10 protein-coding genes are annotated in these 17,650 nt (G+C 73.5%); 6 read left to right on the forward strand and 4 right to left on the reverse strand.

What is annotated here, in order from left to right; all coding sequences use genetic code 11:
* Positions 1–4: 4 nt before the first annotated feature.
* On the forward strand, positions 5–2,875 hold the full coding sequence (locus tag ACWGIS_RS01210; RefSeq protein ID WP_453360323.1) for an SUKH-4 family immunity protein: 2,871 nt from the start codon (positions 5–7) through the stop codon (positions 2,873–2,875).
* Between the two features lie 192 nt (positions 2,876–3,067).
* Positions 3,068–3,952, forward strand: coding sequence for a DivIVA domain-containing protein (locus ACWGIS_RS01215; RefSeq protein ID WP_453360324.1), 885 nt, complete (start codon positions 3,068–3,070; stop codon positions 3,950–3,952).
* A gap of 37 nt (positions 3,953–3,989) precedes the next feature.
* On the opposite strand, the gene ACWGIS_RS01220 is transcribed toward ACWGIS_RS01215, so the two are convergent.
* The 3 genes from ACWGIS_RS01220 to ACWGIS_RS01230 form a co-directional block, all read right to left on the reverse strand.
* The gene (locus tag ACWGIS_RS01220; protein WP_453360415.1) at positions 3,990–5,570 is read right to left on the reverse strand and encodes a sodium/solute symporter; all 1,581 of its coding nucleotides are present in this window, start codon (positions 5,568–5,570) and stop codon (positions 3,990–3,992) included.
* Positions 5,571–5,596: 26 nt separating this feature from the next.
* On the reverse strand, positions 5,597–6,040 hold the full coding sequence (locus tag ACWGIS_RS01225) for a DUF485 domain-containing protein (protein WP_453360325.1): 444 nt from the start codon (positions 6,038–6,040) through the stop codon (positions 5,597–5,599).
* Positions 6,041–6,272: 232 nt separating this feature from the next.
* On the reverse strand, positions 6,273–7,796 hold the full coding sequence (locus ACWGIS_RS01230; protein WP_453360326.1) for an MFS transporter: 1,524 nt from the start codon (positions 7,794–7,796) through the stop codon (positions 6,273–6,275).
* A 457-nt stretch (positions 7,797–8,253) separates the two neighbouring features.
* On the opposite strand from ACWGIS_RS01230, the gene ACWGIS_RS01235 reads away from it, so the two are divergent.
* The 3 genes from ACWGIS_RS01235 (at position 8,254) to mfd (ending at position 15,675) form a co-directional block, all read left to right on the forward strand.
* A complete protein-coding gene (locus ACWGIS_RS01235) occupies positions 8,254–9,042 on the forward strand; it encodes an ABC transporter ATP-binding protein (protein ID WP_453360327.1) in 789 nt (262 codons plus the stop codon).
* Positions 9,039–11,606 (forward strand): ABC transporter permease, encoded by a 2,568-nt coding sequence (locus tag ACWGIS_RS01240; RefSeq protein WP_453360328.1) that lies wholly within the window; start codon positions 9,039–9,041, stop codon positions 11,604–11,606. Before ACWGIS_RS01235 ends, ACWGIS_RS01240 begins: the two co-directional genes overlap by 4 nt.
* Before the next feature lie 538 nt (positions 11,607–12,144).
* Positions 12,145–15,675, forward strand: coding sequence for a transcription-repair coupling factor (gene mfd, locus ACWGIS_RS01245; protein ID WP_453360329.1), 3,531 nt, complete (start codon positions 12,145–12,147; stop codon positions 15,673–15,675).
* Between the two features lie 230 nt (positions 15,676–15,905).
* On the opposite strand, the gene ACWGIS_RS01250 is transcribed toward mfd, so the two are convergent.
* Entirely contained in the window at positions 15,906–16,487 is a 582-nt protein-coding gene (locus tag ACWGIS_RS01250; protein WP_453360330.1) for a TetR/AcrR family transcriptional regulator, read from the reverse strand.
* Positions 16,488–16,601: 114 nt separating this feature from the next.
* On the opposite strand from ACWGIS_RS01250, the gene ACWGIS_RS01255 reads away from it, so the two are divergent.
* Positions 16,602–17,534, forward strand: coding sequence for an SCO6745 family protein (locus tag ACWGIS_RS01255; protein WP_453360331.1), 933 nt, complete (start codon positions 16,602–16,604; stop codon positions 17,532–17,534).
* Positions 17,535–17,650: the final 116 nt, after the last annotated feature.

The raw sequence follows: 17,650 nt of genomic DNA on the forward strand, positions 1-17,650 counted from the left end.
TCCGATGGTGACCTTCGCGCAGGCGCAGGAGCGTGCGGAAGAGTGGATCAACGGGGACGTGGCCGCGTACCAGCACCGGGAGGTGCGGGTGCGGGAGTTCGATCTCGGGTTCGTGGTGTGGGCGGAGGACCGTGTGGACGGTCCGCGTTCGGACGGTGGTGCGCAGCGGCTGGTCATCGCGCGGGACAGCGGTGAGGCGACGTTGTGGCCGGGTCTGCCGGTGGGTGAGGTCATTCGCCGGTACGAGGAGGAGTACGGGGTGGCGGACGCGGCGGAGCAGTCGGCTCCGGCGCCCGTGCAGCGGGTCGATCTGAATCAGACGTCGTTCTTGTTGAGCCCTCCGGAGTGGCTCCAGGAGGCGGCTGACCGGATGGGGATTCCGGATCGTCGGGCGGGTGCGTCGGACGGTGCGGGGTCGCGTCCGGTCGTCGCGGACGCGTCGTCGGGGGGTCCGTCGGCCAACGGGTCGGGTGATGACGCGGCGTCAGCGGGCGCCGGGGTTCCGGGGGTTCCGGGGGGTGCGACGCCGTGGCCGGCGGCCGCGGCGGCCGACGACGCCGAGGGCGCCGAGGACGCGCCGCCGCGGGACCGGGTGCCGGGTGCGCCCGCGGGGGCGACGCCGTGGGCGGGTACGGACACCAACGGCGAGGGGGGCGAGGACCGTTCGGTGCCGTTGCCGGTGACGGTGTTCGCGCCGCCGCTGAGCGATGCCGACGACGCGACGCCGCCGCCGGGGGTGACGCCGGACGCGAAGACGGCTCTGATGTCGGGCGGCAGCATGCTTCCGCGGACGACGGTGGCGCCGGCGCTGGACGATCCCGCCGCTCCTGGGCCGCAGGGTCCGGGCGCGCGGGCGGCGGCAGGCCCGCAGGACGCGCCGCCGCCGGGTGCGCCGTCGTACGGCTATCCGCAGGGTCCCGGCCCGGTTCCGGGCGCCCCGCAGGGACCGGCGGTTCCGGGCACGCCGCCTCCGGGCACGCCGGTTCCCGGTGGTCCGGGTACGCCGGCTCCGGGGACCGCGGTTCCGACTGGTGCGGGCACGCCTCCTCAGGGGGCGCCCGTTCCCGGTGGCCATCAGGGCACGCCCCCGCACGGGGCGCCCCTTCCCGGCGGTCAGGGCACGCCTGCGCCGGGTGTCGCGCCGTACGGCGGTCCGGGGGTTGCCGGGGTGCCGCACGCGCCGCAGCCGCCCGCGGGTCCGGCGTCCGCCGGTCGTCCGCTGCCGTCGAACGCGGGTGACATCGCGGACGCGGCGACCAGCAAGGCGCAGCCTCCCGCGCGGGCCGGGCGGGGCGGTGGCGCGGCGACGCCTCCGCCGCCGGGTGAGCCGGGTGTGCCGGGGGCGCGGCCGACGCCTCCGCCGGCTCCGGGTGCTCCGGGCGCGCCGGCGGGCGGGTACGTGCCGACGCGGCTCGTCTCGCAGCTGGGCCCGGACGGGCCCGAGGCCCCGGGCGCTCCGGGTGCGCCGGGCCATTCGGGCGGCACGCCTTCGGGTGACGCTCCTCACGCGGCGACGATGCTGGCGGGTCCCGCGGTCGGCGGTCCGGGCGCTCCGTCCGCTCCCGGTGCTCCGCGGCCTCCGGGTGCGCCGGGCCGGCCGGGCGGTACGCCTCCGGGTGACGCTCCTCACGCGGCGACGATGCTGGCGGGTCCCGCGGTCGGCGGCCCGCACCAGCCCGGTGCCCCGCAGCCGCCCGGCGTTCCGGGTGCCCCGGCGGCGCCCGGTGCTCCGGGCGCGGTCCATCACGCGGCGACGATGCTGGCGGGTCCGGCGGTCGGCGGTCCGGGTGTGCCCCCGCCGCCGCAGGCCCCCGGCGTGCCTCCGGGCGCCCCGCAGCCGGTGCCGGGTCAGCCGGTGCCCGGTCAGCAGCCGCCGGCGTACGGGTATCCGCAGGGCGGGCTGCCGACCGTGGGCCCCGGTTACCAGGCGGTGCTGCGCTACCGGGCCCAGGACGGGTCGGAGCAGCAGCTGATCCGGCGGTCCGCGCCGGGCACCCCGCATCCGGAGTGGCAGATCCTGCACGAGCTGCGCGCGATGAACGTGCCGCCGCAGCAGGTGCTGGAGCTGCACACGGAGCTGGAGTCCTGCGAGCTGCCGGGCGCGTACTGCGCGCGGATGATCCGGGAGACCTGGCCGCAGGCGCGGATCACCAGCATCGCCCCGTACGGCACGGATCACGCGAGCCGTCAGCAGGGCATGCAGCAACTGCTCGCGCATCAGGGTGAGTTGCACCAGGTGGCGGACGGTCCGGCGCGGCCGGCGCCGGTGCGGGCCCCGATCCCGCCGGTGCATCCGGCGCCGCCGCTCCCGCCGGAGGGCATCGCGCACGAGCTGGCGGCGGCGTTCGGGCCGGGTGTCTTCCGCTTCGACCAGGCGGCGGTGTCCCGGCAGGGCGTGCCGCCGATCGTGGCGCACACGCTGGTGGTGGCCGGGCTGCCGGTCGACATGGGGCCGTTCTTCTGGGCGCAGGCGCAGCCGGGCCGTCCGGTGCCGACGCTCGCCGAGCTGGCGCAGGAGCGGGGGGTGCAGCCGTCTCCGGACGCGGGTTCGTATCTGGTGATGGGCAGTGACTTCGGCCGGGCGGTCTGTGTCCAGTACGGCACGGCGAACATCGTGGCCGTGCCGGTGGAGGCGGGTCCCGGTGGGGGGTCGGTGCCGCCGCAGTTCGTGAACACGGGGCTGCCGGAGTTCGCGCGCTGTCTGGCGCTGCTGGGCCGGATGTGGCGGCTGCGGTTCGGTCTCAACCAGGAGCAGGCGGGCCGCTGGACGGTGGACTTCCAGGCGCAGCTGGCCGCTCTGGACCCGGCGGCGCTGGGGTCGCCGGAGAGCTGGTGGTCGGTGCTGCTGGAGCAGATGTGGGACGGGCTGCTGTGAGGCGCCGCTGAGTTCGGGTCCCGTACCCGAGGGGCGGATTCGGTCGTAGGACCGGGTCCGCCCCTTTTGTTGTGCGCCGTGACCGGATGGACCGGGCGGAGTGTCGCGTTATGAACACTTCCGTGCGATCCAGCAGTATATGCGCGAAATCATTCCGTATTTCGTGTGTGTACGGCGGAGAGGGGTTACAGGATGAGCAGCGCTCCGGTGTCGCCGCACGGCTTCGTGGCCGCACGGCGTGGTTACCGTCCCGAGCAGGTCGACGCGTTCGCCGCGGCGCTCTCGCAGGACCGCGACGCCGCCTGGGAGCGGGCCGCCCGGCTGACCGTGCTGGCCAGGGACATGGAGGCCGACGCCGAGGATCTGCGCGAGGTGGTCGCCGGCCTCGCTCCGCAGACGTACGAGAGTCTCGGCGAGAGCGCCCGGCGGCTGTTCGCGCTGGCCGTCGAGGAGGCCGACGCGGTGCGCGAGGGCGCCCGCAGGCAGGCGCGGCTGGCGGTGGAAGCGGCGCGGGAGGACGGCCGGCGGCTGCGCGAGGACGCGGAGGCGTACGCGGAGGCGGTGCGCGCCGAGACCGACGGGCAGGTGGGGCGGCGGCTGGAGGCGGCCCGTGCCGAGGCGGACGCCGTGCGGATCTCGGCGCGGCGCGCGGTCAAGGAGGGCCGCGGTGAGGTGCTGGCCGTACTGCGCGAGGCGCGGCGGCGCGGCGAGGCGCTGCTCGCCGGCCAGGAGCGGGAGCAGGCGGCGCGCTGGGCGGAGGCCGAACGGGCGGCCGAGGAGCGGGCGGCGGCGCTCGACGCGCACCACGAGGAGCTGGCGGCCCGGGCCGAGGCCGCGCTGGCGGCGGCGGGGCGGGAGCTGGCGCGGGCCGAGGCGTCGGTGCCGCTCACCGAGGAGGCGGCCGGGAAGCGGGCGGCGGAGGTGCTCGCCGACGCCCGGCTCCGCGCGGACGGCGTCGCGCGGGAGACCGAGCGGGTGCTGCGGGAGCACGGCGAGCGGTGGGACGAGGTGCGCGCCCACATGGACCACGTGCGCGGGAAGCTGATGGCGCTGACGGGGCGGGCGCCGGTCGAGTGATCTCCGCCCGGCGCCCGCGGTGTCGTCGTGCGGCCGTTCAGTCGGTGCGGCGGACGGCGCCCGCCAGGATCCAGCCCTCCACCGCCTCGTACTGCCGGCGCTGCTGCTCCGCCTTGCGGCGTCCGGAGGCCACCGTCCCCAGCCAGCCGTAGGCGAAGCCCAGCGGGATGGAGAGGATGCCGGTCGTGGTGAACGGGAACCAGTTGAAGTCGGCCTCGGGGAAGGCGGCGGCGGGGGAGCCGGACACCAGGTTGGTGCCCGTCATGAGCACCAGGACGGTGAGTGTGCCGCCGATGAGGGTGCACATCAGGCCCGCGCGGGTGTAGCGGCGCCAGAAGAGGCTGTAGACCAGCGCGGGCGCTATGGCGGACGCGCCCAGGCAGAACGACAGGGTGACCAGCGGCTGCAGGCTGTGGTGCTGGACGAGGGTGGCGAGCAGGATCGCCGGTGCGCCGACCGCGAGAGCGGAGAGCCGGGCGACGGTCATCTCGCGGCGCGGGCTCATCTCCCGCACGCGCGCCGCGAACACGTCGTGGGCGAGGGAGTTGGCGCAGGCCAGGATCATCCCGGCGACCGAGGCGAGCACCGTCAGGAACAGCGCGGTGGTGACCGTGGTGAACAGCAGGGTCTCCGCCGTGGAGACGCTCGTCCCGAACGCGGCCCGGGCGCCCAGCAGATAGGCCGTGTTGCCCTGCGGGTCGGCGCCGGCGATCACCTCCCGCCCGATCAGCGCCGTCGCGCCGAATCCGACGACCGAGATGACGAGCACGAACAGGGCCACCGACGGCACCGCCCAGGACAGCGAACGGCGCACCTGGCGGGCGCTGTTGGCGGTGTACATGCGCATGGTGACGTGGGGCAGGCAGGCGCCGCCGAGGACGACGGTCAGCTCCGCGCTGATCATGTCCAGGCGGGGGCTGGGTCCGCCGGCGAACTGCAGTCCCGACTGCAGGAAGGCCGGTCCCGCGCCGCTGCCCTGCGCCGCGGCGTCCAGCAGCGCGCCCGGACTCCAGTCGAAGCGGCTCATGATGAGGACGGCGACCACGGCTCCGGAGCCGAGCAGCATCACGATCTTCATGATCTGGATGAGGGCGGTGCCCTTCATGCCGCCGATCGCCGCGTAGCTGATCATCAGCACGCCGAGCCCGATCACGCAGCCGGTCTTCAGGGAGTCGCTGGAGAAGCCGAGGAGGAATGCCAGCAGGTCGCCGGTGCCGGCCAGCTGGACCAGCATCAGGGGGAGCAGCGCGGTGATGGTCGCGGCGCACGCGGTGATGCGGACCGCGCGTCCGGGCATGCGCCGCGCGAACGCGTCGCCCATGGTGAACCGGCCCGCGTTGCGCAGGGGTTCGGCGAGCAGGAACATCAGCAGCATCAGCGACAGGGCGGTGCTCAGGGCGAGGACGACGCCGTCGTACCCGGCGAGCGCGATGACGCCGCCGGTGCCGAGGACGGTCGCCGCGGAGATGTAGTCCCCGGCGATGGCGAGGCCGTTGCGCATGGGGGAGAGCGACCCGTACCCGGTGTAGAACTCGTCGATGTCGTCGCGGTCGGGGCCCGTCATCACGCACAGCAGCAGCGTGATGGTGGCGACGGCGGTGAAGGCCACCAGGGACATGGCCTGCGCGGAACTGCTGAACCCGGTCACCGGGACTCCTCCCGCCTGATGTCCAGCGCGGACTGTCTGCGGATGCGGTCGGCGACCGGGTCGACGCGCCGGCGGGCCGTGTACTCGTACACGAGGATCGCCAGGCAGGTGACCGGGACCTGGAGCACTCCCAGGAGCAGGCCGACGGACAGGCCGCCGGAGACGGTCCGCGTCATCAGGGAGGGGACGAACGCGGAGAGGAGGAGGAACAGCACGAAGTAGCCGAGGGCGGTGAGGGTGGCCACGCGGCGCTGCCAGCGGTAGGCGCTGCGCAGCAGGCGGATGTCGCTGTGCTGCCCCAGCGCGTGGTGGCGCGGACGGCGTGCCCGCGCGGGCGGGGCCGGCGGCGGCTGCCAGGGATAGGTGGCGTAGGAGGGTGAGGAGTTGTACGGGAACTGCTGGTTCTGCTGGTACTCGGGGGACGAGAACGCGTCTGGCATCCCGTTTCTCCTTGCGTGGCTCGGGCCCTTGCGGACCGCAGGGAGCGGGGGGTGAGCGAGGCACGCTACTCGCAGGTATCCGGCGCGCGGGGCACTTTCGGCAAACTGAGCGGTCGGTACGCGCTTACTTCGGTGACCTGCGGTGTTACCCGCGTTAACCCGGCCGTCCGGGCGTCCACGGCGTGGGCCGGGTCCGCGGTCGGCCGTCCGGCGTCACGGCCCGGACCCGCGGTCAGCCGGCCTGGTTGTCCAGGACGGGGAACCGGCGCGGCGCCAGCACGAGCAGCACCAGGAACGCGAGGGCCGCCGCGCCGGCCGCGCCCAGGTAGACGGCGTGCACGGCGTCGGCGACCGCCCTGCTCAGGTGGCCGTCGGGGTGACCGGAGTCCAGCGCGCGGGTCACCGAGTCGAGGTCGCCCGCTCCGCCGAGGCGGGCCGCGAGCACCCCGTTGGCGACCGCGCCGAACAGGGCCGCGCCGACCGTCTGCCCGGTCTGGCGGCAGAACAGGACGGAGGCGGTTGCCGTGCCGCGTTCCGCCCAGCCGACCGTGGACTGGACCCCGATGATCAGCGGGAGCTGGAAGAGGCCGAGCGCGCCGCCGAGGAGCAGCATCAGCAGGGCCGGCTGCCACGGTTCGCCCGGGTAGGGGAGGAAGGGGAACGCGAGCAGCAGGAGCGCGGCCACGCCGATCCCGAGCATCGCGGTGTTGCGGAAGCCGATCCGCCGGTACACGTGCTGGCTGAGCGCCGCCGACACCGGCCAGCTCAACGTCCATACGGACAGCACGAATCCGGCGGCGACCGGCGCCAGCCCGAGCACCGCCTGCGCGTACGTCGGCAGGAACACGGTCGGCGCGACCATGAGCAGCCCGAGCGCGCCGAGCGCCAGATTGACCGCGGCGATCGTCCGGCGCCGCCACACCCAGCCCGGGATGATCGGCTCGGCCGCCCGCCGCTCCACGAGGACGACGACCGCGACCAGCGCCAGTCCCGTGCCGAACAGGGCGAGGGAGGGCGCCGACAGCCACGCCCAGGCGACGCCGCCCTGCACCAGCGCCATCAGCAGGACACCGCCGCAGGCGAACACGGCGAGCGCGCCCGCCCAGTCGACCCGGGGCCGCTCCCGGCGGGCGACGCGCTCGGGCTCGTGCAGGTGACGGACGATCAGCCACAGGGCGAGCGCGCCGACCGGCAGGTTGATCAGGAAGATCCAGCGCCAGTCCGCGTACGCCGCGAGGAGGCCGCCCAGCGCGGGACCCGCGACCGCCGACGTCGCCCACACCGTGGACAGCCGCGCCTGGATCTTCGGGCGCTCCTTCAGCGGGTACAGGTCGGCGGCGAGCGTCTGGACGGTGCCCTGGAGGGCACCGCCGCCGAGCCCCTGCACGACGCGGAACGCGATGAGCGCGGCCATGTTCCACGCGGCGGCGCAGAGCAGGGAGCCGGCGAGGAACAGGACGGCGCCCGCGACCAGCACCGGCTTGCGGCCGAAGGTGTCGGAGAGCTTGCCGTACACCGGCAGGGTGACGGTGACCGCCAGCAGGTAGCCGGAGAACAGCCACGAGAAGACGGAGAAGCCGCCGAGGTCGCCGACGATCTGCGGCACGGCGGTGGACACGATGGTGGAGTCGAGCGCGGCGAGCGCCATGGCGAGCATGAGAGCGGCGACCACCGCCCGCCGCCGGCGGACCTCCGTCCGCCCGTCCGCCGGTGCGCCGGCCCGCGTGGCCGGTGTGTCCGTCTCCCCCTGGCCCACTGGATTCCTTCCCCCTGCATCTATCCGCCCCGGACACCTTCTCACCCTCCCGCCGCGCGGCGGGAGGGTGGACGCCGGAAGGGCCCGGAGGTGGACACGACCCCGAGAAGGACTCCACCGCAGGGTGGAGAGCCCCTAGGGGTACCTCCGTACTACGGCTCGGGGAGGGTTCGTACCGCCGGAGGACGAGGAAGCACCCGGCCGGTCCTTAACCTGGCTTTACGCCGCTGGGAAGCGGTCCGCGGCCCGCCCGGGTCCTGCGGACCGCACCCCGGGGGGTGGGGTTTTCCCCAGGTGAAGAGTGCGCTGGGCACCAGCGCGCCGGACCCCCTGCGGCCACCAGACTGAACGACGTACCGAGCGACCGGGTCCAGGACCACCGGGCCCCGCCCGGCGGCACCGCAAACTACCCGCGGCACCGCCCTGCTCAACCGCCGACCGACATAGGAGACTTACCGTGACAACGGCTGTGACCATTCCCAGGCACGGGGGCACTGGAGGGCGTACGGCCGTTGCCGCCAAGGCGCGGCAGGTCGTCAAGGCGTACGGCTCCGGGGAGACCCGCGTCGTCGCTCTCGACCACGTCGACGTCGACATCGCCCGGGGCCGCTTCACCGCGATCATGGGCCCCTCCGGGTCCGGCAAGTCGACGCTGATGCACTGCCTCGCCGGACTCGACACCGTCACCTCCGGGCAGATCTTCCTGGACGAGACCGAGATCACCGGCCTCAAGGACAAGAAGCTCACCCAGCTGCGCCGGGACCGGATCGGCTTCATCTTCCAGGCGTTCAACCTGCTCCCGACGCTGAACGCCCTGGAGAACATCACGCTGCCGATGGACATCGCCGGCCGCAAACCCGACAAGGCGTGGCTGAGTCAGGTCGTCGACACCGTCGGTCTCGGCGACCGGCTCAAGCACCGGCCGACCCAGCTCTCCGGCGGCCAGCAGCAGCGCGTCGCGGTGGCCCGTGCCCTCGCTGCCCGGCCCGAGATCATCTTCGGTGACGAGCCGACCGGAAACCTCGACTCCCGGGCAGGCGCCGAGGTACTGGGCTTCCTGCGCCGCTCCGTCGACGAGCTCGGCCAGACCATCGTCATGGTCACGCACGACCCGGTGGCGGCCTCGTACGCGGACCGCGTGCTGTACCTGGCCGACGGCCGCATCGTCGACGAGATGCACCGGCCCACCGCCGAAGCCGTGCTGGACCGCATGAAGGACTTCGACGCCCGGGGACGGACGTCATGACCGTCGTCAAGACCTCGATGCGCAACTTCCTCGCGCACAAGGGGCGCATGGCCCTGTCGGCCGTCGCCGTCCTGCTGTCGGTGGCGTTCGTCTGCGGCACGCTGGTGTTCACCGACACGATGAACACGACGTTCGACAAGCTCTTCGCGACGACCGCGTCCGACGTCACGGTCTCCCCGAAGGACGCCAGGAGCGACGACACCCCGCAGAACGGCAAGCCCGAGTCGCTGCCCGCCTCCGCGGTGCGGCAGGCGGCCGGCGCCGACGGCGCCAAGTCGGCGGAGGGCGCGGTCAGTTCGATGAACGTGACCGTCGTCGACAAGGACAACGAGAACATGGGCTCCGACAGCGGCGCCCCGACGATCGCCGGCAACTGGACGAAGAACGACCTGCGGTCCATGGAGATCACCTCCGGACACGCGCCACGCGGCCCCACCGAGGTGATGGTCGACGCCGACACCGCCGACAAGCACCACCTGAAGCTCGGCGACGAACTGCGCACGATCTCCGTCGCCGGTGACTTCCGGGCGCGGATCAGCGGCATCGCCGCCTTCAAGGTGACCAACCCCGGCGCCACGGTCGTCTACTTCGACACCGCCACCTCCCAGCGCGAACTCCTCGGCGCCACCGGCCGGTTCACCCACGTCCTGGTCACCGCGGCCCCCGGCGTCAGCGACACCCAGCTCAAGGCGAACGTCGCCCGGTCCCTGGACGGCGGCACGTACAAGCTGCAGACCGCCAAGGAGAACGCCGACGAGAACCGCCAGGACGTCGGCGAGTTCATGAACGTCATCAAGTACGCCATGCTCGGCTTCGCCGGGATCGCGTTCCTGGTGGGCATCTTCCTGATCATCAACACCTTCTCCATGCTGGTCGCCCAGCGCACCCGCGAGATCGGCCTCATGCGGGCCATCGGCTCCTCCCGCAAGCAGGTCAACCGCTCCGTGCTGGTCGAGGCGCTGCTGCTCGGCGTGGTCGGGTCGATCCTCGGCGTCGGCGCCGGCGTCGGCATCGCGATCGGCCTGATGAAGCTCATGTCGGCGGCCGGCATGAACCTCTCCACCGACGACCTGACCGTCAAGGCGGCCACCCCGATCGCCGGAGTCGTCCTGGGCGTGGTCGTCACCGTCCTCGCCGCCTACCTGCCGGCCCGCCGCGCCGGCAAGATCTCCCCGATGGCCGCGCTGCGCGACGCCGGAACGCCGGCCGACGGCAGGGCCGGTGTGGTGCGCGGCCTGATCGGGCTCCTCCTGACCGGTGCGGGCGCCTTCGCCCTGTTCGCCGCGGCGCAGGCCGACAAGGCGAGCGACGGTTCGCTGATGCTGGGCGCGGGCGTGGTGCTCTCCCTGATCGGCTTCGTCATCATCGGCCCGCTGCTGACCGGCGGCGTCGTACGGGTGCTCAGCGCCGTGCTGCTGCGGCCCTTCGGCTCGGTGGGCCGGCTCGCCGAACGCAACGCCCTGCGCAACCCGCGCCGCACCGGAGCCACCGGCGCGGCCCTGATGATCGGGCTCGCCCTCGTGGCCTGCCTGTCGGTCGTCGGTTCCTCGATGGTCGCCTCCGCCACCAGCGAACTGGACAAGTCGGTCGGCGCGGACTTCATCGTCCAGGGCAACCAGCGGATCGTCCCGCAGGCCGAGAAGGCCATGCGGAACAGCCCGCACCTGGCCCACGTCACCCGCTACAAGGAGGTGAACGCCACCCTCACCGCGCCCGACGGCACCACCGACACCTCGCAGATGACGGCCGCCGACCCGACGTACGCCCAGGACCTGCGCCGCCCCGTCACGGCCGGCACCCTGTCCGCCGCCTACGGCAAGGACGCCATGTCGGTCGGCTCCGACTACGCCAAGAAGCACGGCGTGCACGTCGGCGACACCTTCACCGTCGCCTTCAAGGGCGGCCGGACCGCGAAGCTCCGGGTCGCGGCCATCACGGACGACGAAGGCGTCCTCGACAAGGGCGTGCGCTACATCAGCATCGACACGATGAAGAAGTACCTCCCGGCCGACCAGGTCCCGCCCAACTCGATCATGTTCGCCGAGGCCAGGAAGGGCCAGGAGACCCAGGCGTACACGGCGCTGAAGAAGGCGCTGCACGACTACCCGCAGTACCAGGTCCGCGACCAGACCGACTACAAGCAGGAGCTGAAGGACCAGATCGGCCAGCTCCTCAACATGGTCTACGGCCTGCTCGCCCTGGCGATCATCGTGGCGGTCCTCGGTGTGGTGAACACCCTGGCCCTGTCGGTGGTCGAGCGGACCAGGGAGATCGGCCTGATGCGCGCCATCGGCCTCTCCCGCCGCCAGCTGCGCCGCATGATCCGCCTGGAGTCCGTCGTCATCGCCCTCTTCGGCGCCCTCCTCGGCCTCGGCCTCGGCATGGGCTGGGGCGCCACGGCGCAGAGGCTCCTCGCCCTGGAGGGCCTGAACGTCCTCGACATCCCCTGGCCGACGATCATCGGCGTCTTCGTCGGATCCGCCTTCGTGGGCCTCTTCGCCGCCCTCGTCCCGGCGTTCCGCGCGGGCCGCATGAACGTCCTCAACGCCATCGCCACCGAGTAGCCCCCCGCGGACGGGGGTCACGGGGAACGGGCCCGGCCCGGTCCAGGAGAGCCACGGCTCCCCTGGACCGGGCCGGGCCGCTTTGGCGGGGCCCAGCCGAGGAGGCGTGCCCCGCCCAGACGGGCAGGCGTGCACTGCCCAGCCCGGGGACGCGGGAGGTATTTCAGCCCGCCGGGCTGGGTTTTCAGCCTCCGTCGGCGTTCGCGAGGGCCCAGGGCAGGTATCAGCCCGTCCAGCCGGTTGGGGGCCAGCTGGAGATATTTCAGCCCGTCCGGCGTTGGGGTCTGGGGACGTCAGCCCTCAGGGACGTCAGCCCCCACCGGGGAACGCAGAACCGGGAGAAGAACCCACCGGGGACACCGCCCCCACCGGGGGACGCGGACCCCCGCCGGACGGGAAGCCGGCGTCGGGCCCCCGGGGCTGGGGCCGTCGTCCACAGGCACGGCACCGCCGCCCACACCGACGTACGCTGGAGGCCCCCGGCCAGACCTCGCGCCGGGCGCTTCGCGTTGCCCACCCCCGGACGGGATTGCCTTTCATGAGCCTGCACGGTCTGCTCGACGCCGTCGTCAAGGACGCCGCACTCGCGGAAGCGGTAAAGGCCGCCGCCGACGGAAACCGCATGCACGTCGACCTGGTCGGACCTCCCGCGGCCCGCCCCTTCGCGGTGGCCGCCCTGGCCCGCGAGACCGGTCGCCCCGTGCTCGCGGTGACGGCGACCGGCCGCGAGGCGGAGGACCTGGCCGCCGCGCTGCGCTCCCTGCTGCCGCCCGACGGCGTCGTGGACTACCCCTCCTGGGAGACGCTCCCGCACGAGCGGCTCTCCCCCCGCAGCGACACCGTCGGCCGCCGCCTGGCCGTCCTGCGCCGCCTCGCGCACCCGCGGCCGGACGACCCCGAGACCGGCCCGGTCTCCGTCGTCGTCGCCCCCATCCGCTCCGTGCTCCAGCCGCAGGTCAAGGGCCTCGGCGACCTGGAGCCCGTCGCCCTGCGCACCGGCGAGAGCGCCGACCTCGGCCGCGTCGTCGAGGCGCTCGCCGCGGCCGCGTACTCCCGGGTCGAACTCGTCGAGAAGCGCGGCGAGTTCGCGGTCCGCGGCGGCATCCTGGACGTCTTCCCGCCCACCGAGGAACACCCGCTGCGCGTGGAGTTCTGGGGCGACGACATCGAGGAGATCCGCTACTTCAAGGTCGCCGACCAGCGGTCCCTGGAGATCGCCGACCACGGTCTGTGGGCCCCGCCCTGCCGCGAGCTGCTGCTCACCGACGACGTACGGCAGCGCGCCGCCGCCCTCGCCCAGGAGCACCCCGAGCTGGACGAGCTGCTCGGCAAGATCGCCGAGGGCATCGCCGTCGAGGGCATGGAGTCCCTGGCGCCGGTGCTGGTCGACGACATGGAGCTGCTGCTCGACGTACTGCCGCAGGGCTCGATGGCCGTCGTCTGCGACCCGGAGCGGGTGCGGACGCGGGCCTCGGACCTGGTGGCGACGTCGCAGGAGTTCCTCCAGGCGTCCTGGGCGGCGACCGCGGGCGGCGGCGAGGCGCCCATCGACGTAGACGCCGCCTCCCTGTGGTCCATCGCGGACGTCCGGGAGCGCGCCCGCGAGCTGGGCATGATGTGGTGGTCCGTGAGCCCCTTCGCCGCCGACGAGGAGCTCGACGCGGCCACCCTCAAGCTGGGCATGCACGCCCCCGAGAGCTACCGCGGCGACACCGCCCGCGCCCTCGCCGACACCAAGGGCTGGATCTCGGACGGCTGGCGCACGGTCTTCCTCACCGAGGGCCACGGCCCGGCCGCCCGCACCGTCGAGGTCCTCGGCGGCGAGGGCATCGCGGCGCGCCTCGACACCGACCTCACCGACATCACGCCCTCCCTCGTCCACGTCTCCTGCGGCTCGATCGACCAGGGCTTCGTGGACCCGCGGCTCAAGCTCGCGGTCCTCACGGAGACGGACCTGTCGGGGCAGCGGACGGCGACCAAGGACGGCGCGCGCATGCCGGCCCGCCGCCGCAAGACGATCGACCCGCTCACGCTGGAGGCGGGCGACTACATCGTCCACGAGCAGCACGGCGTGGGCCGGTACATCGAGATGGTGCAGCGCACCGTCCAGGGCGCGACCCGCGAGTACCTGGTCGTGGAGTACGCGCCCGCCAAGCGCGGCCAGCCCGGCGACCGGCTCTACATCCCCACCGACCAGCTGGAGCAGATCACCAAGTACGTCGGCGGGGAGGCCCCCACGCTGCACCGCCTGGGCGGCGCCGACTGGACGAAGACCAAGGCGCGCGCCAAGAAGGCCGTCAAGGAGATCGCGGCCGACCTGATCAAGCTGTACTCGGCCCGCATGGCCGCCCCCGGCCACGCGTTCGGCCCGGACACCCCCTGGCAGCGCGAGCTGGAGGACGCCTTCCCGTACGCGGAGACCCCCGACCAGCTGACCACCATCGCCGAGGTCAAGGAGGACATGGAGAAGACGGTCCCCATGGACCGCCTGGTCTGCGGCGACGTCGGGTACGGCAAGACGGAGATCGCCGTGCGGGCCGCCTTCAAGGCGGTGCAGGACGGCAAGCAGGTCGCCGTGCTCGTCCCGACGACGCTCCTCGTCCAGCAGCACTTCGGCACGTTCTCCGAGCGGTACGCGCAGTTCCCGGTGAACGTGCGCGCCCTGTCCCGCTTCCAGACGGACAGCGAGGCGAAGGCCGTCCTGGAGGGCCTGCGGGACGGCTCGGTGGACATCGTGATCGGCACGCACCGGCTGTTCTCCTCCGAGACCAAGTTCAAGGACCTGGGCCTGGTCATCGTCGACGAGGAGCAGCGCTTCGGCGTGGAGCACAAGGAGCAGCTGAAGAAGCTCCGTGCGAACGTCGACGTCCTGACGATGTCCGCCACCCCCATCCCCCGTACGCTCGAGATGGCCGTCACGGGCATCCGCGAGATGTCGACGATCACCACCCCGCCGGAGGAGCGCCACCCGGTGCTGACCTTCGTCGGGCCGTACGAGGAGAAGCAGATCGGCGCGGCCGTCCGCCGTGAACTGCTGCGCGAGGGACAGGTCTTCTACATCCACAACCGGGTCGAGTCGATCGACCGGGCCGCCGCGCGGCTGCGGGAGATCGTCCCGGAGGCGCGCATCGCGACGGCGCACGGCCAGATGGGCGAGCAGGCCCTGGAGCAGGTCGTCGTCGACTTCTGGGAGAAGAAGTTCGACGTGCTGGTGTCGACGACGATCGTCGAGTCCGGCATCGACATCTCGAACGCGAACACGCTGATCGTGGAGCGCGGCGACAACTTCGGCCTCTCGCAGCTGCACCAGCTGCGCGGCCGGGTCGGCCGTGGCCGCGAGCGCGGTTACGCCTACTTCCTGTACCCGCCGGAGAAGCCGCTCACCGAGACCGCGCACGAGCGCCTCGCCACGATCGCCCAGCACACCGAGATGGGCGCCGGCATGTACGTGGCGATGAAGGACCTGGAGATCCGCGGCGCCGGAAACCTGCTCGGCGGCGAGCAGTCCGGCCACATCGCGGGCGTCGGCTTCGACCTGTACGTCCGCATGGTGGGCGAGGCGGTGGCGGACTACCGCGCCTCCCTCGAAGGCGGCGTGGAGGAGGAGCCGCCGCTGGAGGTCAAGATCGAGCTGCCGGTCGACGCGCACGTCCCGCACGACTACGCGCCCGGCGAGCGGCTCCGTCTCCAGGCGTACCGCGCCATCGCCTCCGCCAACACGGAGGAGGACATCAAGGCGGTCCGCGAGGAACTGGTCGACCGCTACGGCAAGTTGCCCGAGCCGGTGGAGAACCTGCTGCTGGTCGCGGGCCTGCGGATGCTCGCGCGTGCCTGCGGGGTCGGCGACATCGTGCTGCAGGGCACCAACATCCGGTTCGCGCCGGTGGAGTTGCGCGAGTCGCAGGAGCTGCGCCTCAAGCGCCTGTACCCGGGCACGGTCATCAAGCCCACCGCGCACCAGCTCCTCGTCCCCCGCCCCAAGACGGCGAAGGTGGGCGGCAAGCCGCTGGTCGGCCGCGAACTGCTCGGCTGGACCGGGGAGTTCCTCACGACGGTCCTGGGGTCGTAGGCGGGCCTACGACGCTCCCCGGGCCGTGGGCACGTCTCGCGGCGGTGCGCGGCCCGTGGGCACGTCCCACGGCGGTGCGCGGGCCGTGGGCAGGTCCCGCGGTCCGTGCGCGAGTGACGGCCACCTGAGCGTTCCGGGGGACCCGGCGGCGCGTCCGGCGGCCCTTCCCTCCCGAGAGTCCCGGCGCCCCGTCCCCCTCCGAGGGGGCGGGGCGCTCGTGCGTCCGCGCGTCAGCCGGGTCGGAACAGCAGGCCGGTCAGGGCGCGGAAGACCTCCTCGGGGTCCTGGTCGCCGACCGGGCCGTCCAGGTTGTGCCCGAGGAGCAGCGTGGCGAAGCCGTGCGCCAGCGACCAGGCGGCGACCCCGGCGAGGCGGGCGTCGGAGCCCCTGCCCTCGGACGGTACGGCGGCCACCGCCGCCCGCAGCCGCTCCCCGGCCAGCGCTCGCGCCGTCGTCAGTTCGAGATCGCCCTCGCGCAGCAGGCCGGGCGTGAACATCACCTGGAAGTGCGCCGGACGCCCGCGCGCGAAGCGTACGTAGCGGACTCCGGCGTCCCGCAGGTCGGCGGCCTCCGCGAGTGCGTCCGCCAGCAGGGCGAAACCCTCGGCCGCGATCGCGGTGAGCAGGCCCGTGCGGTCCTTGAAGTGGTGGGCGGGCGCGGCGTGCGAGACGCCTGCCCGGCGCGCCAGGTCCCGCAGGCTCAGCGCGGACGGGCCGTCGGCCGCGATGACGTCGAGGGCGGCACTCAGGATCGCGCGCCGCAGATCGCCGTGGTGGTAGCGGGGGCGGTCCTCGGAGTCGGCACTGGTCATGACAGCAGCGTACGCGGGATCTAGGCATTGACAAGTTCGCCGGCACTCGGGCAATCTTGTCAGTGTCAAGTTGTGGGCGAGCGGGCCAGCGGGATCGCGACAAGGAGCGAAGCCATGTCGGAGAGCGTCAGCGAGGCACGGACGGTGGGCGGTTCCGCGGCGGGGGAGCGGGAGCCGGGGGGCGGTGTGGAGCCGGGCCGGGTCCGGCAGCTGTGGCATCTCCTGGAGCCGCTGCACGCCGTGTTCTATTACGCGCCGGAGACCTTCGAGGAGGCCGCCGCGCTCGGTCTCGGCACCGAGGAGCGCTGGCCGAGCTACTTCCCGTTCCGCGCCGCGCCGTTGGGAGCCGTCGGCGCCGGGCAGGTCACGTCCGCCTTCTACAGCTTCAGTCCCCGCATGGTCGCCCGGTACATGGACGCCGTGTGGGACCGGATGAGCCCGCGGGACGTGCTGGCGGCGCGGGAGCGGGCCGTCGACCGGGCCTACGGGGCGATATTCGGCGACCGTGCGGCCAGTCCCGAGTTGGCCGAGGCCGCCGCCCTGGCCCGCCGCGCCGCCGAGGCGGCGAACACGGCGGGCCGGCCGCTGGCCGCCGCCAACGCCGAGTTGGGCTGGCCCGAGGCGCCGCACCTCCAGCTGTGGCACGCGGCGACGATCCTGCGCGAGCATCGCGGGGACGGGCACCTGGCGGCGCTGCTCGTCGCCGGACTCGACCCCGTCGAGTCGCTCGTCTCGTTCGCGGCGATAGGCGCGGCCTCCCGGGAGCGGTTCGACAGCCGGGGGTGGAGCGATGAGGAGTGGACCGCCGCGCACCGGCGGCTCGTGTCCCGCGGCCTCCTCGCGGAGGACGGCACCGCCACGGAGACGGGCCGGGAGGTGCGCCGCCGGGTCGAGGCGCACACGGACGAACTCGCTTCGGGTCCCTGGCAGTTCCTCGGCCCGGACGCCACCGCCCGCCTCGCCGAACTCCTCGGCGAGTTCTGGGTCGCGGCGCTCGGCTCGGGACTCCTGCCGTCGGAGACGACGCTGGGCATAGGCAAGGTCTGACGGGGCGTCGGAGGATTGGGGGCCGGGGGGTCAGTAATCAGGGGTCAGGGGTCCGGGAGGGTTACGGGGGTCGGGGGTACGGGGGTCGAACTGAGGGTGGCGACGGCACCGTGAGG

The sequence above is a fragment of the Streptomyces sp. NPDC054842 genome (genome assembly GCF_053611025.1).